Origin of the sequence: Flavobacterium longum (assembly GCF_965137575.1) — a bacterium.
In the GTDB taxonomy this organism is placed as follows: domain Bacteria; phylum Bacteroidota; class Bacteroidia; order Flavobacteriales; family Flavobacteriaceae; genus Flavobacterium; species Flavobacterium longum.
Window position 1 is genome coordinate 62,015 of sequence record NZ_CBCRZJ010000006.1, and the last position, 18,591, is coordinate 80,605.

At 48.7% G+C, this 18,591-nt stretch carries 20 protein-coding genes and 1 tRNA gene; 7 read left to right on the forward strand and 14 right to left on the reverse strand.

Translation table 11 applies throughout. From position 1 onward, the window contains the following. Positions 1-11: 11 nt before the first annotated feature. A complete protein-coding gene (locus tag ACM9J1_RS11360; protein WP_415582170.1) occupies positions 12-560 on the forward strand; it encodes an RNA polymerase sigma factor in 549 nt (182 codons plus the stop codon). Further along, a complete protein-coding gene (locus ACM9J1_RS11365; protein ID WP_415582171.1) occupies positions 550-2,010 on the forward strand; it encodes a hypothetical protein in 1,461 nt (486 codons plus the stop codon). Before ACM9J1_RS11360 ends, ACM9J1_RS11365 begins: the two co-directional genes overlap by 11 nt. A gap of 46 nt (positions 2,011-2,056) precedes the next feature. Here ACM9J1_RS11365 and ACM9J1_RS11370 read toward each other — a convergent pair whose 3' ends face one another. From ACM9J1_RS11370 to ACM9J1_RS11380, 3 genes are read right to left on the reverse strand one after another with little or no spacing between them, the layout of a single operon-like run. After that, positions 2,057-2,695, reverse strand: a complete 639-nt coding sequence (locus ACM9J1_RS11370; RefSeq protein WP_415582172.1) for a hypothetical protein — start codon at positions 2,693-2,695, stop codon at positions 2,057-2,059. Then, entirely contained in the window at positions 2,695-3,552 is an 858-nt protein-coding gene (locus ACM9J1_RS11375) for an LA_2272 family surface repeat-containing protein (protein ID WP_415582173.1), read from the reverse strand. Before ACM9J1_RS11375 ends, ACM9J1_RS11370 begins: the two co-directional genes overlap by 1 nt. Positions 3,553-3,554: 2 nt before the next feature. After that, entirely contained in the window at positions 3,555-4,043 is a 489-nt protein-coding gene (locus ACM9J1_RS11380; RefSeq protein ID WP_415582174.1) for a hypothetical protein, read from the reverse strand. Positions 4,044-4,125: 82 nt separating this feature from the next. Here ACM9J1_RS11380 and ACM9J1_RS11385 point away from each other — a divergent pair, with 82 nt between their 5' ends. The 5 genes from ACM9J1_RS11385 to ACM9J1_RS11405 all read left to right on the forward strand — a co-directional run bounded on the left by ACM9J1_RS11385 (position 4,126) and on the right by ACM9J1_RS11405 (position 8,358). Then, the gene (locus ACM9J1_RS11385) at positions 4,126-5,094 is read left to right on the forward strand and encodes a helix-turn-helix domain-containing protein (RefSeq protein ID WP_415582175.1); all 969 of its coding nucleotides are present in this window, start codon (positions 4,126-4,128) and stop codon (positions 5,092-5,094) included. Between the two features lie 68 nt (positions 5,095-5,162). Then, positions 5,163-5,867, forward strand: coding sequence for a hypothetical protein (locus ACM9J1_RS11390; protein ID WP_415582176.1), 705 nt, complete (start codon positions 5,163-5,165; stop codon positions 5,865-5,867). Positions 5,868-5,958: 91 nt separating this feature from the next. Further along, entirely contained in the window at positions 5,959-6,822 is an 864-nt protein-coding gene (locus tag ACM9J1_RS11395; protein ID WP_140508168.1) for a sigma-70 family RNA polymerase sigma factor, read from the forward strand. 334 nt (positions 6,823-7,156) lie between these two features. After that, on the forward strand, positions 7,157-7,819 hold the full coding sequence (rpe, locus tag ACM9J1_RS11400; protein WP_415582177.1) for a ribulose-phosphate 3-epimerase: 663 nt from the start codon (positions 7,157-7,159) through the stop codon (positions 7,817-7,819). Positions 7,820-7,929: 110 nt separating this feature from the next. After that, complete coding sequence (locus ACM9J1_RS11405) at positions 7,930-8,358, forward strand: response regulator (protein WP_415582178.1); 429 nt, start codon at positions 7,930-7,932, stop codon at positions 8,356-8,358. 11 nt (positions 8,359-8,369) lie between these two features. Here ACM9J1_RS11405 and ACM9J1_RS11410 read toward each other — a convergent pair whose 3' ends face one another. From ACM9J1_RS11410 to murC, 11 genes are all read right to left on the reverse strand, one after another. Then, positions 8,370-9,260: a DUF72 domain-containing protein gene (locus ACM9J1_RS11410; RefSeq protein WP_415582179.1), complete on the reverse strand. Its 891-nt coding sequence runs from the start codon at positions 9,258-9,260 to the stop codon at positions 8,370-8,372. A 52-nt stretch (positions 9,261-9,312) separates the two neighbouring features. After that, a complete protein-coding gene (locus ACM9J1_RS11415) occupies positions 9,313-9,732 on the reverse strand; it encodes a CBS domain-containing protein (protein ID WP_415582180.1) in 420 nt (139 codons plus the stop codon). Positions 9,733-9,833: 101 nt separating this feature from the next. Further along, on the reverse strand, positions 9,834-10,607 hold the full coding sequence (gene xth / locus ACM9J1_RS11420; RefSeq protein ID WP_415582181.1) for an exodeoxyribonuclease III: 774 nt from the start codon (positions 10,605-10,607) through the stop codon (positions 9,834-9,836). Between the two features lie 34 nt (positions 10,608-10,641). Then, entirely contained in the window at positions 10,642-11,460 is an 819-nt protein-coding gene (locus ACM9J1_RS11425; RefSeq protein WP_415582182.1) for a zinc-dependent peptidase, read from the reverse strand. A 57-nt stretch (positions 11,461-11,517) separates the two neighbouring features. Beyond that, the gene (locus tag ACM9J1_RS11430; RefSeq protein ID WP_415582183.1) at positions 11,518-12,105 is read right to left on the reverse strand and encodes a hypothetical protein; all 588 of its coding nucleotides are present in this window, start codon (positions 12,103-12,105) and stop codon (positions 11,518-11,520) included. Positions 12,106-12,427: 322 nt separating this feature from the next. Next, positions 12,428-12,499: transfer RNA gene (locus tag ACM9J1_RS11435), tRNA-Arg, on the reverse strand. 32 nt (positions 12,500-12,531) lie between these two features. Next, positions 12,532-12,981: a GatB/YqeY domain-containing protein gene (locus tag ACM9J1_RS11440; protein ID WP_415582184.1), complete on the reverse strand. Its 450-nt coding sequence runs from the start codon at positions 12,979-12,981 to the stop codon at positions 12,532-12,534. Between the two features lie 85 nt (positions 12,982-13,066). Further along, positions 13,067-15,040 (reverse strand): cell division protein FtsZ, encoded by a 1,974-nt coding sequence (ftsZ, locus tag ACM9J1_RS11445; RefSeq protein WP_415582185.1) that lies wholly within the window; start codon positions 15,038-15,040, stop codon positions 13,067-13,069. A gap of 62 nt (positions 15,041-15,102) precedes the next feature. Then, positions 15,103-16,521 (reverse strand): cell division protein FtsA, encoded by a 1,419-nt coding sequence (ftsA, locus tag ACM9J1_RS11450; protein WP_415582186.1) that lies wholly within the window; start codon positions 16,519-16,521, stop codon positions 15,103-15,105. A 6-nt stretch (positions 16,522-16,527) separates the two neighbouring features. Beyond that, positions 16,528-17,253, reverse strand: a complete 726-nt coding sequence (locus tag ACM9J1_RS11455) for a cell division protein FtsQ/DivIB (RefSeq protein ID WP_415582187.1) — start codon at positions 17,251-17,253, stop codon at positions 16,528-16,530. After that, entirely contained in the window at positions 17,250-18,590 is a 1,341-nt protein-coding gene (murC, locus tag ACM9J1_RS11460) for a UDP-N-acetylmuramate--L-alanine ligase (protein WP_415582188.1), read from the reverse strand. The genes ACM9J1_RS11455 and murC overlap by 4 nt, the downstream gene beginning before the upstream one ends. Position 18,591 lies beyond the last annotated feature (1 nt).

An 18,591-nucleotide genomic window follows, 5' to 3' on the forward strand; every position in this document is an offset into this window, starting at 1 on the left:
ATCGACCATACTTGGAATTAGAACACATCATAAAAGGCTGCATCAAGCAGGACCGAAAGGCGCAAAACACGCTGTACGAAATGTACAAGCGTCCGCTGTATGTGCTTTGTTTGAAGTATTGTCCCAGCGAAGCTGAAGCCGAAGACAACCTGCACAACGCTTTCATCGAAATCTTCAGTAAAATCGACCGCTACAAAGGAAACGGGTCATTTGAAGGCTGGATGAAACGCATTACCATCAACAAAGCGATAGACAGTTACAAAAAGACGGTGTATTTGCTTCCGGTGTACGACGAAATCATCGAAGACACATCGGTAAGCGACCAAGACATGGATATTCCGCTGGATTATCTGTTGTCTGTCATCCAAGAATTGCCCAATCAATACCGTTTGGTGTTCTGCCTTTATGAATTGGACGATTATCCGCACAAGGAAATTGCGGAAATGTTGTCTATTACGGAAAGTACATCAAAATCAAACCTGCACAAGGCGAAGGCTATTTTGAAGGAGAAAATCATGGCGAGGAATCCTTCGCTAAAAAACATACGAAATGGAGCATAAAAAAGACATCGGCAAAGCCATCCGCGACAAACTCGACGCGTTGGACAAATCGCCCGGCGACCAGCTTTGGAGCGCCATCGAGGCCGATTTGCCGAAAAAGAAAAAGCGCCGCATCCTGCCGTTTTGGTTTTTTCTGATTACCGGAATGGTTGTCGGCATCTGGATTTGGTCCGGACGCGACGCCGATGGCGCAGGCGTAAAACCCCAAGATGACGGAACTTCAACAAATACCGGAAAAGGGAGCCGACCGGGCAGCGACAGTAACGACAAATCTTCAGCCGGAGCGCAAACCCCAGCGGCGGATCCCGCTACCGAAACCGCATCACCATCGCATGAAAATGCCATAGGCGGAAATGCATCGGCGTCTTCAACAAACGTGAGCGACGCATCGGGCCAAAGCGCCAACAAAACAGCGGTCGCGGAACGGAAGAACAAGCACGCAGCCCTAAAAAAACGTTCGGCGGTCGCCTATCGCAAAAAGCATGAAGCCCAAGGCCAGCAATGGGATTTCAACAATCAAACTAAACAAGGTAATCCCAAAAATGACAAGGGAATTTCGGCTTCAGCTGAAAATGGAGATGACGCGAGCCAAAGTCGCTCCGGGAACGACCATACCGTAGCCGCAGTTTCGGGCGCTACAGACGGAAAAATTGGAAACGAAACCCAGCAAGATTCCTTGAAAACGGCCATCGCAAAAACCGAAGACAAGAAACCTGAGGAAAAACCCAAAGACAGCCTGAAGACCGATGAATTCACGGACGGCGGCAAGACTTTCCGGATTTTCCTTTATGCCGCGCCTACCTATTACAATACGTTTTCAAAGATTTCATCCATAGACAAACGTCTGGACACACTTTCACGTAAGGCGGAAATCACCTACAATTACGGCGGCTATCTGTGTTTTGACTACGACGACAAATGGTCGTTCCGGTTTGGTGCCGCAAAAACGACGCTGCGTCATCGCACGCAGAACATCGCGGTATCGTCACTCGGAGAGGTAAATTATTATAATGTGGATTACGGCAATGCATCGAACGCAGACTTGCAGCCCCGATTCGCCAATTCCGAGTACTTTGATTTGATCCAAGAGATTTCCTATCTGGAATTCCCGATGGAACTCAAATACAAGTTGCGCGACGACAAAATCGGCATCGAAGCCATTGGCGGCATCAGCAGCAGTTTCTTGAAAGCCAATACCATTACCGCCGAAAGCCAAAATGATGGATCTGTCATCCTGGGCAGCACCAAAGACCAATACAAATGGTATCTGTCGGCCAACGCGGGCGTGGGTTTCTATTGGCAGTTCGCCGAGAATTTCCGGCTGAATGTGGAACCGATATTCAAATACCATTTCCGTACGGCGAGCACGGCTTTACAGCCCTATTCGGTGGTTGTCCTGGGTGGCATTGAATACACTTTCCACTGGAAAAGCAAGAACAAGAAAAAATAGAGGTTAGTTAGTTAAATTGTTGGAACCCGGTTTCGGCCGGGTTTTTTTATTGGCGATAAACAATGCCGAAGGTCAGGCTGTGTGCGCCGATGGTTTCATCGTTCCGTGAAAACCAATCGTAAGGCGTAAACTGGTATTGCGCCTGCAACCCGACATTCTTGTAGTTAATCCTGAACCCTTGCCCTACGTGAATCGTACTCAGCGCCTTGAATTTACGCTCGCCGTCCGGGATTTGGCCGTCACTTTGCGTGGACTTGAGCTGCGACTCGTAACCGAAGAAACCATAGCCCAATGAAGGGAAGACTTCAGCGGTCCATGAACCGCCTTTACCCATCGGATAACGGCGCGCATACCGAAGCCCAATCATTCCTGAAACGGCCTTCGCCCGGTTGCTGAAAATACTGTCGAACTTTTGGGAAGTGAAAGCCTTACCGGGTTTGGCCAGTGTGAGGTTGAAGCCAGCTTCTAATTGTTCATTGGCGAAACGTTTTGCGACGGCCCAAAATCCGAAATTGGCACTTGCTTTTTGGTATTCCCGAAGCGTGCCCATGGGCGACAACCCGCCAAATTCAACATATACATTTTCAACCGGTGCAAACTGTTTCATATGCTGGGCATTTGAATCTGGCTGCGCGACAACCGTGGCCGACAGCAATAAGGAGAAAAAATATACGTGTGTTTTCATCACCAATTGATTATGGGCAGCGCCCGTTTACCGTTTATATTCAACAACCCCAGCTGGAAACATTTGCTTTTGGAATGGTTCACCAACCCGATTTGCAATCCGGCGGCTTTCTCGGGCGATACGTTGACAAACCCTATTTGTGCGCCTTTCAATTGCCCTGCGTAGTTCATTAGCCCGATTTGGAGCCCGTTTGTTTTCAAATCAGTATTCACCAACGCGATAGACAATCCGTTGCGTTTGGCTGCGGCGTTGTACAACCCGGCGACACTCACGCCATTTGCCCTTTTGGAAATAAGAAAACCCGCCGACACGGACAGCCCGTTCATTTTATTCATTTTCGTGAAAGTGGAAATGTTCACACCGCGCACTTCGCCGCCTTCAAGGAATCCGCCGGTGCTCACATTCAGTCCGTTGATTACCGTACAAGTGGAATCGGTTTCGAAAAGATCGTCAAAAGTCGTATGTCTGAAATCGAGGAACGGCCAGACGAGCAACATGCCTAAACCAACTGGCGAAATTTCGGCGTTGATGCCGTTGACGGTTTGCATCGGAATCAACTCGCTCCTGAAATGACCGATGCCGAGTGTCAATCCGTTTACGGTTTCCACGTTACGGGCGATGGGCGACAAACTGAACCCGTACCGCGTCTTGAATGGGCCGCGCCGGATGCTGTCGTAATAAGGCTTTGCGATACTGTCGTAACGGCGTGTGCTTTCTATTACGGCCTGCATTTTTTTCTCATAAATCGAATCCTGCGCCCATGCGGAAAACCCGGACAGCAGCGAGAATAAGATAATAGTCCGTGTGTTGCACAACAGCGTACAGATGCTGCATCGGCAATTTTTGATGGTTTCCATGATTATTTTACTTTATTGAATTGGTATTGCATTTTGGAGCTGTGTCCAGCGGCCACGACCAAAATCATCCCCGAGCGGTTCCAATAATGATCAACGACTAAAGTACTGTCGCGTTTCAGTCTGAGTCTGACGCGGCTCACGTCTGTAATGGCGTAAAACGGATAAAACGGAATACGCTTTCTACGCAAAAAGATCTCGTAGCTGTTTTTCTTGGACTTGCCTTTATAGGCGACAAAATAGTCGCCGCCGAGGTTGTTTTTGCAGCTCAACTTTAAATCGCCCTGATGGTCAAACCCGATAGAAACTTTTCCGTCTGCGGGATTTCCCAGTCCGAAGATTGAAGCCAGCGACACGTGTGCAGTGGAATCAATCGGGAGATTTTTGAACGTCATTTTGAAATCTCTGGGCAAAGGTTCTGTTTCGCGTTTGCTGACCTTTGCCGGGCCGCATGCGCAGCAAACTAATGTTGCTAAAAGGATAATCTGTTTCATTTCGATTGGTTTTTTCAGGGCAAACGTATTGCGATATTCACCAGACGATACGCGAAAATCAATTAATTAAATTTATATATTTGTGAAAATCGCAAAAATGAACGCGCAAGATTTGTTACTTCAGGCCATCCGGAAACAGCGACAGTCGGCCTCGCTCAACGACGAGATTGCAGCCGTGCTCAACATCAGCTATGACGCAGCGCACCGGCGCGTTTCCGGGAAAAGCAAATTCTCGATTGAAGAAACAGCGACGCTTGCCACGCATTACAACCTGTCGTTGGACAGTTTGTTCACATCCGGCAAAAAGGTCATCGTCGAGAAAACCCTCGAAATCCAAACGCTGGAAGACATGCTCGCGTACTTCGCACAATCTGCGGAGCGTTTGCGGCAACTGGCCCAATCTCCGGACGCCAACCTTTACTATTTTGCGAAAGACATTCCGATCTTCTATTTCATGGACGCCACGATCTTGTCCAAATTCAAGGCTTTCGCTTGGTTGAACATGCTCAACCCAAACCTGCGGCCGGTAAGTTTCGAGCACTTTGTCATCACGGAATCGTTCCTTGAACACACCCAGAAATTCAAGAACATCTATGAGCGCATTAATGTCAAGGAAATCTGGAGCGACAACACCATCAGCAGTACGCTGCAGCAAGTGGTTTACTTTTACGAATCGGGTCTGTTGAATTTCAAAAGTGCGAAAGCCATTTTAGACGACATCCAACGCATCATGGGCGATATCGCTAAAAAATGCGACCATGCAAAATTTGAATTGTACCATAACGAACTGTTGCTGCTCAACAACAACGTGCTCGTGGAAGCCGCGGGCCGCCAAACGCTGTTCGTGCCGTACACACTACTGGGCTATTTCGTGACCAACGACAAGGAAGCGTGCACCAACGTTTCGCGATTTTTCGCCCAACAAACGCAAAACTCCATGCCGCTGGGCCAAACCGGTGTGCGTGAACGCAACCGATTCTTCAACCGCGCACTGCGTAAAATCGATTATTGCCGCGAAAAACTGCAGGCCATCGCGCACCCAACAGACTGACATTTAAGCAATTCCTAAGATTGAAATGTTAAAATTATTGTTTCATTTGCGGGCAAAATCCCTACATAATGAAAAACTCGATCCGCGCGGCTGCAGTTGGCGTACTATTCCTGCTGGCTTCGTGCTCCAGTGACGATTCCGGAAACGGCGGAAACACCAACGGCTTCGAAATCACCAACGACCCAATGGCCAATGAAGCTTTCGACACGAGTAATTTCGGCATTTACAAAGGTATTTTCGTAGGTTCGTCGGGCAGCATTTTGATCAATATGGCGAACGACGGCGAAGTCTCGGCGCGGCTCATCATGGACGGCGACATTTACGATTTTGCGACAGTTGAAGCCGTTGCGCAAAACCAACCCATCGTGGCCTTGACGTTCACGTCAGACGATTTGTCTTTCGATTTTTATGCAGATGCAGACGGCAATGGCGCCTACGTGGCCGACGTTATTTTTCCCGGCCATGACAGTGGTACGATCCAGATTGCAAAAGAATTTTCTGACCAATTGGTGGAATGTTGGGAAGGCACGTACAGCGGCGAAGGTTCGGGCACGTTCAATCTTTTGATTTCCAACGGTATCGTCCGTGGCCTAACCAAATCCGATGACACGCCTGATGTTTCCTACCTCGACGGAACAATCGAAACAGATGTGGTAAGCGGGTTTTACGACTTCGGCGATTTTACCGGCACACGCACCGGAAACACCATGAACGGAAGCCTAACCAACAACGAAAGCGGTGGTGGAAATTGGATCGCTACGCGCAAATTGTAATTAAATCAAACTTTTTTTCGAACGTTTTGTAACTTTTAGTTATCTTATGCCGTAAAAGCCGGGTACGCTAAAAAGTACGCTCCACACATACATGAGACAACTCAAGATTACCAAGCAGGTGACCAACAGGGAAACCGCTTCTTTAGACAAGTATCTCCAAGAGATAGGAAAAGTTGACCTTATTACCGCTGACGAAGAGGTAGAATTAGCACAAAGAATCAAAGCCGGAGACCAGAAAGCCTTGGAAAAATTGACCAAAGCCAACTTACGTTTCGTGGTTTCGGTGGCTAAACAATACCAGAATCAGGGGTTGACATTGCCCGATTTGATCAATGAAGGCAATTTGGGCTTGATAAAAGCCGCCCAGCGTTTTGACGAAACACGTGGTTTTAAATTCATTTCCTACGCCGTTTGGTGGATCCGCCAGTCTATTTTGCAGGCGTTGGCCGAACAATCGCGTATCGTGCGTTTGCCGCTCAACAAGATTGGTTCCATCAACAAGATCAACAAGATGTACGCCTTGCTCGAGCAATCGAACGAGCGTCCGCCGAGCGCAGAAGAAATCGCAAAAGAGCTTGACATGACGGTGAATGACGTGAAAGAATCCATGAAAAATTCTGGCCGTCACCTGTCAATGGATGCGCCGCTTGTAGAAGGCGAAGATTCCAACCTGTATGACGTATTGCGTTCGGGTGAATCGCCAAACCCAGACCGCGAACTCATCCACGAGTCATTGCGTACGGAAATTGAAAGATCTTTGGAAACCTTGACGCCACGTGAGGCAGATGTTGTACGTTTGTATTTCGGACTGGGCGACCAACATCCGATGACACTTGAGGAAATCGGCGAGACCTTTGATTTGACCCGCGAGCGCGTACGCCAAATCAAGGAAAAAGCCATCCGCAGGTTGAAACACACTTCGAGAAGCAAGATTTTAAAGACATATTTGGGATAATTATAACATCCCGACTTTTCCAACGGCACAGCTTTTGGAAATCGTACCGCGACAAACAGTCTGATTAACTGTTCGTTTTTTGATTGATGATTGAAACTCCGGCTGATTACCGGAGTTTTTTTATGTGTCTATGTTTTGGGCGTTGCCAATATCTTCGGCAAAAGCTAGACGCTTTCACCTCGATAGTGGCCGCGCTTTCCGCTCTATCTTTTGCTCATGCTTTGCAAAAGGATGCCGCTGCAATCGCTAACGCAACATCACTGTCACCGAAACATTTTCAAATTTCCAAATTTCCAAATTTTCAAATTCGTACTTTTGCGCCAACAACACAACTATGAAGAATACCTTAATCGCACCATCAGTGCTTTCGGCCGATTTCGCCAACCTGCAGCGCGACATCGAAATGATCAACAATTCAGCCGCCGACTGGTTTCACATTGACATCATGGACGGCGTTTTCGTACCGAACATTTCTTTCGGCATGCCTATCTTAGAAGCCATTGCCCGACACGCCAAAAAAACCATCGACGTGCATTTGATGATCGTCAACCCAGACCCATACATCAAAACCTTCGCGGCGTTGGGTGCGAACAACCTTACCGTACATTACGAAGCGTGTACGCATTTGCACCGCTCGTTGCAAGCCATCAAGGCAGAAGGCATGAAAGCCGGCGTTGCCATCAACCCGCACACCAACGTGGCGTTGCTCGAAGACACCATCAAAGACATTGATTTGGTCTGCTTGATGAGCGTGAACCCAGGTTTCGGCGGGCAATCGTTCATTGAGAATACGTACAAGAAAATTGTACAATTGCGTGAAATCATCGTCAGGAACAATGCCGACACGCTTATTGAGATTGACGGTGGCGTATCTGACAAAAACGCCCTGGAACTCGTGCAAAAAGGCGCAGACGTATTAGTGGCAGGCAACTTCGTATTCAAATCCGGTAATCCGACACAAACCATCGCCGACCTGAAAAATTTAACGCGAATCTGACCACGCAAATTTTCAAAAGTATGCAGTTCGTCGATAAACTCAGCTATATATAGAGTTTTCGAGGTATTGACAATGGGCTTCCCTAATATTGTATGGGTTACGAATACCTTATGGGGAAAAATCTTGTCATTTACTACGTGGACGATGATCCGGAAGATTTGGACGTGCTGGCCGAAATCGGTATGGGCATGGGCATTGAAGTGATTCCTATCCACGAAACCAATGGGGTACAAGACAAAATCTGTGCAGAGAAAGAAGGCACGAAAGTGATTTTTCTGGACGTGAATATGCCGGTAAGAAGCGGCTTCGACCTACTCGAAGAACTCAAACATTCCGAAACCTGCCACAATTTCCCGATTGTGACTTTCTCCACCGGGCACGACTTGGAAACCATCGAAAAATGCTGGCAACTCGGTGCCGACATGTACATCCGAAAAGGCCAGTCTGTCGTTCGCTACAAAGAAATCCTTGCGCAGGTCAATTCGATAGACTGGCAACACTATACGCGTAATGAGGAGAATTTCATCCTAACGGCATAACGTCTCAAAATTCAATCAAACATCGATTTCTGCGCAGCCTGTTTGGCCGGAAGATGCAAGTCCAGCCCGAAACGCTCATTCATTTTCTGGATGAAATGTGTGGCCAGCAGCGGCGACTCCAACTCAATATTTTGGTGCACGAAGAAATACAATTTGTTCAAGCCTTCGTTTCGCCATTTTTCGATACGGTCAATCCAATCGTCCAGCCTATCAATGTCCGATGGATGATTCGCGCCCACGTAACGCACGAACGCCTCGCCCGAAGTCAATCGCATATGCAACATGTCACGACGTCCGGCAGTGTCAACTACTATGTTTACCATATGTAATTCCTCCAACAGCCTGCAGAATTGCTCCAGCATTGCCGGTTCAAACCACTCGGCATTACGCACTTCCACGGCCAACGGAAATTCCTTCGGAAAAATCCTAAGCGCGGCTTCCAACTTCGCAAAATCTTTCGGCTTAAAATTGTCGTGCAATTGCATGAACGCCATGCCCAGTTTTTCCTGGAAGTTGCTCACGGCGTTGGAAAAAGTCTGGATGGGTTCCTCAACGTTGTTCAACCGTCGGTAATGTGTAATTAAATCCGAAACTTTTGGGAAAAACTTGAAATCCTCAGGGGTTTTGTTGCGCCAGGTTTCCACTTGCTCCCATTTGGGCATGCCGTAGAACGTGGCATTGAGCTCGATGGAGTTGAACTGCGTAGCATAATACTCCAATTCGTCTTTCGTGCCCCGCGGGTAAAAACCTTTCAAGTCGGTGCGGTTCCATTTGGCGCAACCGATGTAAACTTCAAAAGGTCCGGTAGACTTATGCTTCGCCAAGATTTTTGCCGTTTGCGGCGCGTCTGGCGGCAAGGTAAAATCTACAGCGCCGGGATTGTCAACTTGTCCAAATTTCATGATTGTCTTTTCCCCGAAGATACGAAAAAAGAAAACCCCTTTCGGGGCGTTCTCAGTACTGTTCCAGGAAATACTTTAGGATGTCGGTTGTGGTGACAATGCCTACGGGCTTTTCGTCTTCGCACACTGGAAGTGCATGGAATTCGTGGTTGGCCAGGATTTCCGCCGCTTCACGAACCGTCGTTTCGGGCGTGATGGTAATCACGCGGCGCGTCATGACTTGCTCGAGGGTAAACATGTTGTAAACGGTCGTGTCGACATTCTGCGCGTCGTCGTCAACGGCATCCACGAACGAAATACGCAACAAATCATTGTAGCTGAGCATGCCTTCGATGTGGTTGCCGTTCACCACCGGGATATGCCTGATGTGGTGTTTCTTAAAAAGCGTTTCCGCCTTGGTCAAATCGTCTGACGGATTCAGGCAAATCAAATTTTTGGTCATAATGGTCGAAACCGGAACTCTGTGTTTCATTTGGTCTAGTGTTTAAATTATACCCAAATGTAGTATCGGTATTCGGCAAAAAACCTGACCGATATTAGCGCGATTCCGATATTATTTCCGTATCTTATAGGCTAGCGATCCATTGAAATCCAAACCGGCGCATGATCGCTGGATTTTTCCCAGCCACGCACATGTTTATCCACACCCGAATCCAGAAGCAACGCCGATGCTTTCTGGTTCAAAAGGAAATGATCAATCCGCAAACCAGCGTCGCGGCCATACGCGTTCCGGAAATAATCCCAAAATGTGTAGATTTTTTCCTGCGGATGCAGCGCCCGGATGGCATCGGTCCAGCCTTGCGCCATAAGCGTTTCAAAGGCCGATCGGGTTTCTTCCCGGAACAAAGCATCGTCCACCCAGCGTTCGGGTTTATACACGTCGAATTCCGTCGGGATGACGTTGTAATCGCCCGCCAAGACAACCGGTAAATCATATTGGAAGAGATGCGCCGCACGTGCCGCAAAACGAGACATCCATTGCAATTTGTAATCGTATTTCGGGCCCGGCGCAGGATTTCCGTTGGGCAAATACAGACAACCAATGACCATATCGCCTACCATCGCCTCCAGATATCGGCTTTGTACATCTTCGGCATCCCCGGGAAGTATGCGGCCTATTTCCTTGATTTCAAGTCCTCGGGTTAAGATGGCCACGCCGTTCCAGCTCTTTTGTCCGTGCCATACGGCGTGGTAACCGGCGGCCGTGATGGCTTCTATCGGGAATTTCTCCTGTGGCGCCTTCAATTCTTGCAAGCAGACGATGTCCGGTTTGGCTTCATGAAGCCATTTCAGTAGCACCGGAAGCCGGCCGTTGACACCATTGACGTTATAAGTGGCAATTTTCATATTCTTCGTTTCTTGTCAAGTTACGAAGATTGCGTCAGTTTTCGCGATAATTTATCATGATCCGGACGTGATTGTACAACTCCGGAAACGCCCGCTTGAAATCCTGAGGCGTCTCGAAAAAATGCTCGAGCATGACCGCGACAAACTCGAAACTGTTCGTGAAGGCATAATTCCGGAAATAGTCAGATTCCATCAAACGCTGCCGGTTGGGCGCATGGTTGATTTCCTTCAACAAGCGTTCAAATCGAGAGGCGAACAAAGCCGCACCGTTGTCTTTGCGCCGTAACCCGTAAAAATGGACGACGTGCGCAAATTCATGGATGCCGAGGTTCAAATTATCAGAACTGGATTCGTGGCCTTCCAGGAAATGTTTCCATGAGAAGACGATGGCCTTTACCGCCGGGTTGAATTCGCCGTTGTGCAGACGGTCATGTAGTGTTGATTCATACGAATCCGGATACAGGATGATTTTGTCGAACACATTGAACCGATACACGCGGAAGCCAAACGTAAGCATGACGTATGTGGCTGCCACCATCAGTTTCATTTCTTCGGTGACCACCAAACCTTGTTTGCCGTGAAAGGTGTAATGCGCCATGAACTGATACACGCGATGGTCGAAATACGTTTTACGTTTCTCAGACAGCCGCTTGTAAAAGGCAAACCGGGTGCGCAAGAGATGTCTTTGCCGCTCGTCCAATTGTTTCGGAAACAGATAGAAATGGACGTACACGGGCTTTTCGAAAGCAGCGATGTAAAAGGGTTCGATGACCGACGAGATAAAATGTGAGGCCAACATGAAGACGATGAATCCGACCAAAAAAATGGTGACGGCCGCAATAAGAAATTCCATAGCGGTAAGATAAGGATAAAGTGGGAATTGTTGAACAACGAAGCGCTGCCCGGATGGCTATGTCCAGTTCGGGAAGTCCAAATCCTCTTTTGGTGCGACACGAATGATGATGAGTTCATTACTGCCGATGGTTTCCAAACCGTCGAATTGGAATTCTTCGGTATCATCGTAGCGGATGACGCGCGCCAGTTGTAGGCCGTGCGAAAGTTTGCGCAATTGTGTCTTGCGGCCTTTTTGCTGTTCGATTTTGTCGAGTGCGCCATTCCAATCACCGTTCACGTAAGTGAAGCAATGGTTTTCGGCTGCCCCGACAATGTTGTCGGTCTTGCGGTCATAGCGTTTATCGCCATTTGTGTCTTCGAATAAGATGATATAGGCCACGGAAAAATCGGCACCGTGCAGACTCAGTACGCCTTCCTGCGGCGGCATCGCGGGCAATTCAAGTTCGAATTTTCCGTCTGTGATTTCGCCGACTTGTTCACCGGCAACATGTGCGCGACCATCGGAATAATGCCAGATTGCCGCCACGTAAATGCGGTCCTCGCTAGTGTTAATGGCTTGCGATGTCCGGCCTTTGAAATGGATCGCAAAGGCTTGGTGGCACATGAGGATAAGGAAAAACCTGAGGAAATGCGATGGCTTCATAGATGGTTTTGTGCGAAGGTATGGATTTTATCAAAACTCACCTGTCGGGATTGCGCTTCACTGCGTTGCGCGTCCAATCAGAATTCATCTAGATTTTTGTAGCATGACGGCTTTTCAAAATTTGCTAAAGCAAATATACCTGAAGCCCACTGGGCTTCCTCCTCTATATCTCATATCCTCGGGCTCCGAATCAAAACTCACCCATCGGGATTGCGCTCCACTGCGTTACACGCTTCCCTCGGGCTCCGTTTTGAAAAAGGAAAAGGTCAAAAAGAAAATTGAAAGCGAGCTTTCTTTTCTTTTTGACCTTTTCCTTTTATTGTGACCTCATCGGGATTCGAACCCAAATCTTCAGAACCGGAATCTGAAATTCTATCCATTGAACTATGAGGCCGGGATTGGTGGCGTGCTTGTGCCGCACCAATATTATGACAATAGCTTCTTGACTATTGTTGAAATCGTTTTGCCGTCGGCTTGGCCGGCAAGTTGTGCCGAGGCTGCGCCCATGACTTTGCCCATATCGGCCATGCCAGATGCGCCGGTCTGGCTAATGATGTTGGACACCACGGCTTCGATCTCCGATTCACTTAATTGCGCCGGCAAAAACTTCTCGATGATGGCGGCTTGCTGCAATTCCGGTTCGGCCAAATCGGCGCGACCTTGTTGCGTATAGATGTTTGCGCTGTCTTTGCGCTGCTTGACCAAACGCTGAAGCAATTTGATTTCGTCGTCAGAAGACAATTCTTCTTTCGCGCCGGTTTCGGTCTGAGCGAGCAATAATGCCGATTTGATGGCACGCAATGATTCGAGTGCAACGGTATCCTTGGCGCGCATGGCGTTCTTGATTTCCTCGTTGATGTTGGCCTGTAAACTCATGGTTTCGGTTTTGCCGTGCGAAGGTAAAAAAAATAACCCGAAAATCATTCAATTTTCGGGTTCAACAAAAGTATCGGTTAAGTTACTAATCTACATTGTCGTGTAGGAATGAATTGTTTGAACGCAATTGCGGATCGTCGTTGCTGTCTTTGCCGACAGACAAGCGCGAATTGCCAGATTGCGGCATGTTGCTCGAAATATCTTCACCGGCGCGCTTGTAAGCTGGCACTTTCTCCAACTCGTCGATTTTTGACGTGCTGTTGTGGAATTTATAGTTGAATTCCTTCATCTTGCGTCGGCGGTCATCGGCACGCATTTTCAGCGATTCTTCAATGGTCATCTCGGTTGGCAAGACGTCGTCGTAATTGGTTGGTGGCGTGTATGGCGCACTTTCGGCCACTGGTGTAGCGGTTAACGGCGCTTTCACTTCCATCGTGATATTGAGTTCAGGGGCGATTGGCTCTTCCGTCTTTGCGGCTTCCACCGGCTTAGAGTTGAGCAGATCGTTTTCGAGTTCCATATATTCTTCAAGCGAATATTTCACGATGCCGCTCTCATTGAGTTCGGTCATCGGCACTACTTGTACCGGCTGGACTACTTTAATTTCGTTGATCTCATCGAGCGAAAAACGGACTTCTTCTTCCATCTTCGGCTCTTCTGTTTTAGGAACCGGCAAATCAAAAGTGAAGGACACTTGTTCTTCCTTCGCGACGAAAACCGGCTCGCTGACAGTCAATTCCTTTGCTTCTGGCGTGGTCGTAAAGAAATCGGTATCGAAACCTTTTACCGGCGACACGATTTCAAAAGTCACATCCAGATTCTTCAAAAATTCCGATGTTGGCACCAAGTCCATTTCAAATGCGGCAACAACGGGTTCAGCAGCTACCGGCGCTTCAAAATCTTCGATCAGGTCAAATACAATCTTCTCTTCGTTTCCCACGGCCGTTGGCGCTTCCACGTCGATTTCAAAAGCCGAAACGACTTTGTTAGGCGTCAGGTCTTGTACCACTTTCTGTTCGCCTTCCAGCGAGTGGATGATCTTTTTTGGCTCGGTGTTGACGATTTCGCTCTGTTGTTCCAAATTAAATCCCGTCGCGATGATGGTCACGGCAATAGAATCGCCCAAGGTTTCGTCTTCGCCCACACCCATGATGATGTTGGCGTTGAAACCGGCTTCGGCTTGAATATGATCGTTGATCTCGCCGATTTCGTCAATCGTGATTTCGTTGGCGCCCGAAACAATCAGCAACAATACGTTTTTGGCTCCAGAGATTTTGTTGTCGTTCAACAACGGTGAGTCCAGTGCGGCAATGATGGCTTCCTTCGCACGGTTGTCGCCGATGGCAGTTGCAGAACCCATGATGGCCGTGCCGCTGTTAGACAATACGGTCTTGGCATCTTTCAAGTCGATGTTCTGCGTGTAGTGGTGTGTGATGACCTCGGCGATGCCACGTGATGCGGTCGCCAATACTTCGTCGGCTTTAGAGAAACCGGCCTTGAAGCCCAAGTTTCCGTAAACCTCGCGCAGTTTGTTGTTGTTGATGACGATGAGTGAATCCACTTGCTTGCGAAGTTTCTCCACGCCTGCCATCGCCTGATCCTGACGTACTTTGCCCTCGAACGCAAACGGAATGGTCACGATGCCCACGGTCAGGATGTCGCGCTCCTTGGCCAATTGTGCAATGACCGGCGCCGCGCCTGTCCCGGTTCCGCCGCCCATACCCGCGGTGATGAACACCATCTTGGTTTGGCTGTCGAGCATTTTCTCGATGTCGGAAATACTTTCAATGGCCGATTGTTGCCCAACCTCAGGGTTCGCGCCTGCACCAAGACCTTCGGTGAGGTGAACGCCCAATTGGATTTTGTTCGGCACAGGGCTGTTCTGCAAAGCTTGTGAATCGGTATTGCAGACGATGAAGTCCACGCCTTTGATTCCCTGCTTAAACATGTGGTTGATGGCATTGCTACCGCCGCCGCCCACGCCGATAACTTTTATAACATTCGATTGGTTTTTAGGCAAGTCGAATGAAATACTTCCGATTTCTGAGTTGCTGTTCATAATCTTCAGGATATTTGTTTATGTCTTATTGCTTCTTATTGCTCTTACTCTTGTGACGCCAACTACTCGGCGTTATCCAGGAAATCCTTGATCTTGTCCACATAACGGTCAAAGAATGATTTCCTGATTTTGGTCTCGGTGCTTTCTGGCTGCGCCATTTCTTCCACAGCCACTTTTTGCTCTACCGGTTGCGCTTGTTCGGCCACTTTTTCGAAAACCGGTTCAGGTTGCGCCTGCGGTTGCTGCACATATGTTTGTTGCACTGGTTTTACCGGCTCGGACTGCACTGCTGCCGTTTCAATTTTTACTGCGCTCTGCGTACGGTTGCCGATGCTGTTCATGACAAGCCCAACGGCCGTAGCATACAACGGGCTGGAAATCTCCTCGCTCGAATTGCCCGCCAGATGTTCGTTCGGGTAACCGATGCGCGTGTCCATTCCCGTGATGTATTCCACCAATTGCTTGATGTGCTTGAGCTGCGAACCGCCGCCCGTAAGCACAATACCGGCGATGAGTTTTTTCTTTGCATCTTCGTGACCGTATGCCTTGATTTCGGCGTACACATGCTCGATGATTTCCACCACGCGGGCATGGATGATCTTGGACAAATTCTTGAGCGAAATCTCTTTCGGCTCGCGACCGCGCAACCCTGGGATTGACACGATTTCGTTGTCTTTGTTCTCACCCGGCCAGGCCGAACCGAATTTCACTTTCAGCAATTCGGCTTGCTTCTCAATGATGGAGCAACCTTCTTTGATGTCGTCGGTGATGACGTTGCCGCCAAACGGGATAACCGCCGTATGACGGATGATGCCGTCCTTGAAAATCGCCAAATCGGTCGTGCCGCCGCCAATGTCGATGAGCGCCACACCGGCTTCTTTTTCTTCGTTGCTCAACACGGCATCCGACGAAGCCAGCGGTTCGAGCGTCAGTCCAGACAATTCAATGCCCGAATTCTGGACGCATCGGCCCACATTCCGGATGGATGACGCCTGCCCGACCACAACATGGAAACTGGATTCCAAACGACCACCGTACATGCCAATCGGTTCCTTGATTTCGGATTGCCCGTCAATCTTGAATTCCTGCGGCAAGACGTGGATGATTTCCTCGCCCGGCAACATGGCCAGTTTGTTCACCTGATCGATCAGACGCTGGATGTCGGCCTCGCCAATCACTTCTTCCGGATTGTTGCGGGAAATATAATCGGCGTGCTGGATGCTGCGGATGTGTTGTCCGGCAATGCCCACCACGACATCTTTGATTTTGTATCCTGAATTGCTTTCGGCTTCGGCAACCGCTTGCTGGATAGATTGGATGGTTTGCGTGATGTTGTTCACCACACCGCGCGCCACGCCAAGGCTTTTGGACTTTCCGACACCGAGGATTTCCAGCTTGCCGTACTCGTTCTTCTTCCCGATCATGGCCACAATCTTCGTCGTGCCGATGTCTAGACCTACTGCGATGTTTTCTCTTTCCATAACCTCCTATTTGGTGCAAACCACCTGTTGCGTAAACCTCAGGTTAATCAGTTTATATTTGTTAATCGTACTGTCTGTTACCGCTTTCTGGAAAAAAGCCTTGTAATTGCTGAACTTTCTTTCCATGTTGATCGTCCTGCCGAAATCAATGTCGTAACTGAAATTCCGGTTGGCCAAAACGATGTTGCCGTTGGGCGAAACCGTCGCGCCGATGATGTTCTTCTTTAAAAAATCATCGTCGTGGACCATTTTGAACATTTCGGCAATTTTCTTCCTGTTGCCATCGTTGACATCGCCCGTGATGAGCGGCACGCGGGCCGAATATTGTTCAGACAGCGGCATCCTATTCCCTTCATAATCAATGTAGAAGGAACCGTTTTCGTCCAACACTCTGGCAATGGGAGTTTTTTGTTTTACCTTGGCTTTCAGTACTCCGTCAATCGTCACAAAAACCTCCGATTTCTCTATCATTTCGTGCCTGTTGAGCGACTTTTCCAGCCTGTTCAAATCTACTTTATCTTTACGAATGCTTCTGGCGGTGGTATTATTTTCTATTAACAATTTATTAACCGCTTCGTTGGTAATGAAAAGGTTATCGTCGCCCGTAAAAATCACCTCCGATTTGGCCAACATGCGCTCTTGGTTCCGCTTCGACGTAAAGGCCAAAAGAAACCCGACGGCGCCCAGCATGAGCACCAACCGAATGTTCGTCCAATTGAAAATCTTCTTCATGATAATGCCTGTTTTATGTCGGTGACCATTTCGCCGATATCGCCGGCACCGATGGTCACGATTACCTTATTTGGCGCGGCTTTCAGCACTGGAATCAGTTCATTCTTCTGGAGCAATCTCTTGTTCGGATTCGTCATTTTTTCCATGAGCCAGGACGACGTAATGCCGGGCATCGGAAGTTCGCGCGCCGGATAAATGTCCAGCAAGATCACCTCGTCGAATTGCGACAGGCTTTCGGCGAAACCATCGGCAAAATCACGTGTGCGGCTGAACAGATGCGGCTGGAACACGGCCAATATTTTCTCGGTCGGATAGAGTTCACGAACCGCCTGATGGACAGCGTTGATTTCGGTGGGATGGTGTGCATAATCGTCGATGAAAACTTTGTCATCGCGCCTGATCTGGTACGAAAATCTTCTGCGAATGCCTTTAAACGACAGTAAAGCCTTGGCGATGGCGTCGGTTGGGGTGCCATATTTTTGAGCCATGGCCAAAGCCATTACCGCGTTTGATAGATTGTGGTTTCCCGGCAGGCCGAACCGCAAATCTGCAATGATTCCGGTTGGTGTCTGCACGTCGAAAACGTATTGCCCGTCGTCGATCCTGATGTTGTGTGCTTTATAATCTGCGTCGTTGTTGACCGCTACCGTAAAACCTTTGAGCGGCAGCCCATTGGCCACGAACAGATTGGTTTTGTCTTCGACCTTGTCGGCAAACTCCGTGAACGATGCTTCAATGGAGGCGCTGTCGCCGTAGATGTCCAAATGGTCTGCATCCATCGAGGTTACGCATGCGATATCCGGATGCAAATGCAGGAAGGAGCGATCAAACTCGTCGGCTTCCACGACCGTGACAGTTTTTCCTTCCCCGATCAAATTTGAATTGTAATTCTCGACGATGCCGCCCACAAATGCCGTGACATCTGCGCCGCTTTCATAGAGAATATGCCCGAGAATACTGGAAGTAGTGGTTTTTCCGTGCGTGCCAGCCACTGCAAAACAAAAGGTGTCTTTCGTAATGATGCCCAGCACTTCTGCCCTTTTCCGAAGCTCATAATCGCGTTCGATGAAATAATTCCATTGCGAATGTGTGACCGGAACGGCCGGCGTGACCACAACCAGCGTATTGTCTTGGTTGAAGGTTGAAGGAATCAATTGGATGTCATCCTCGAAATGAATCGGGATGCCGCTTGCGATGAGTTCGGACGTCAATTCAGTCGGCGTTTTGTCGTAACCTGCCACGTCCTTGCCGATGGCCTTGAAATAACGCGCCAACGCGCTCATCCCGATGCCGCCGATGCCGATGAAAAAGACGTTATGGATTTGGTTCAGGTTCATT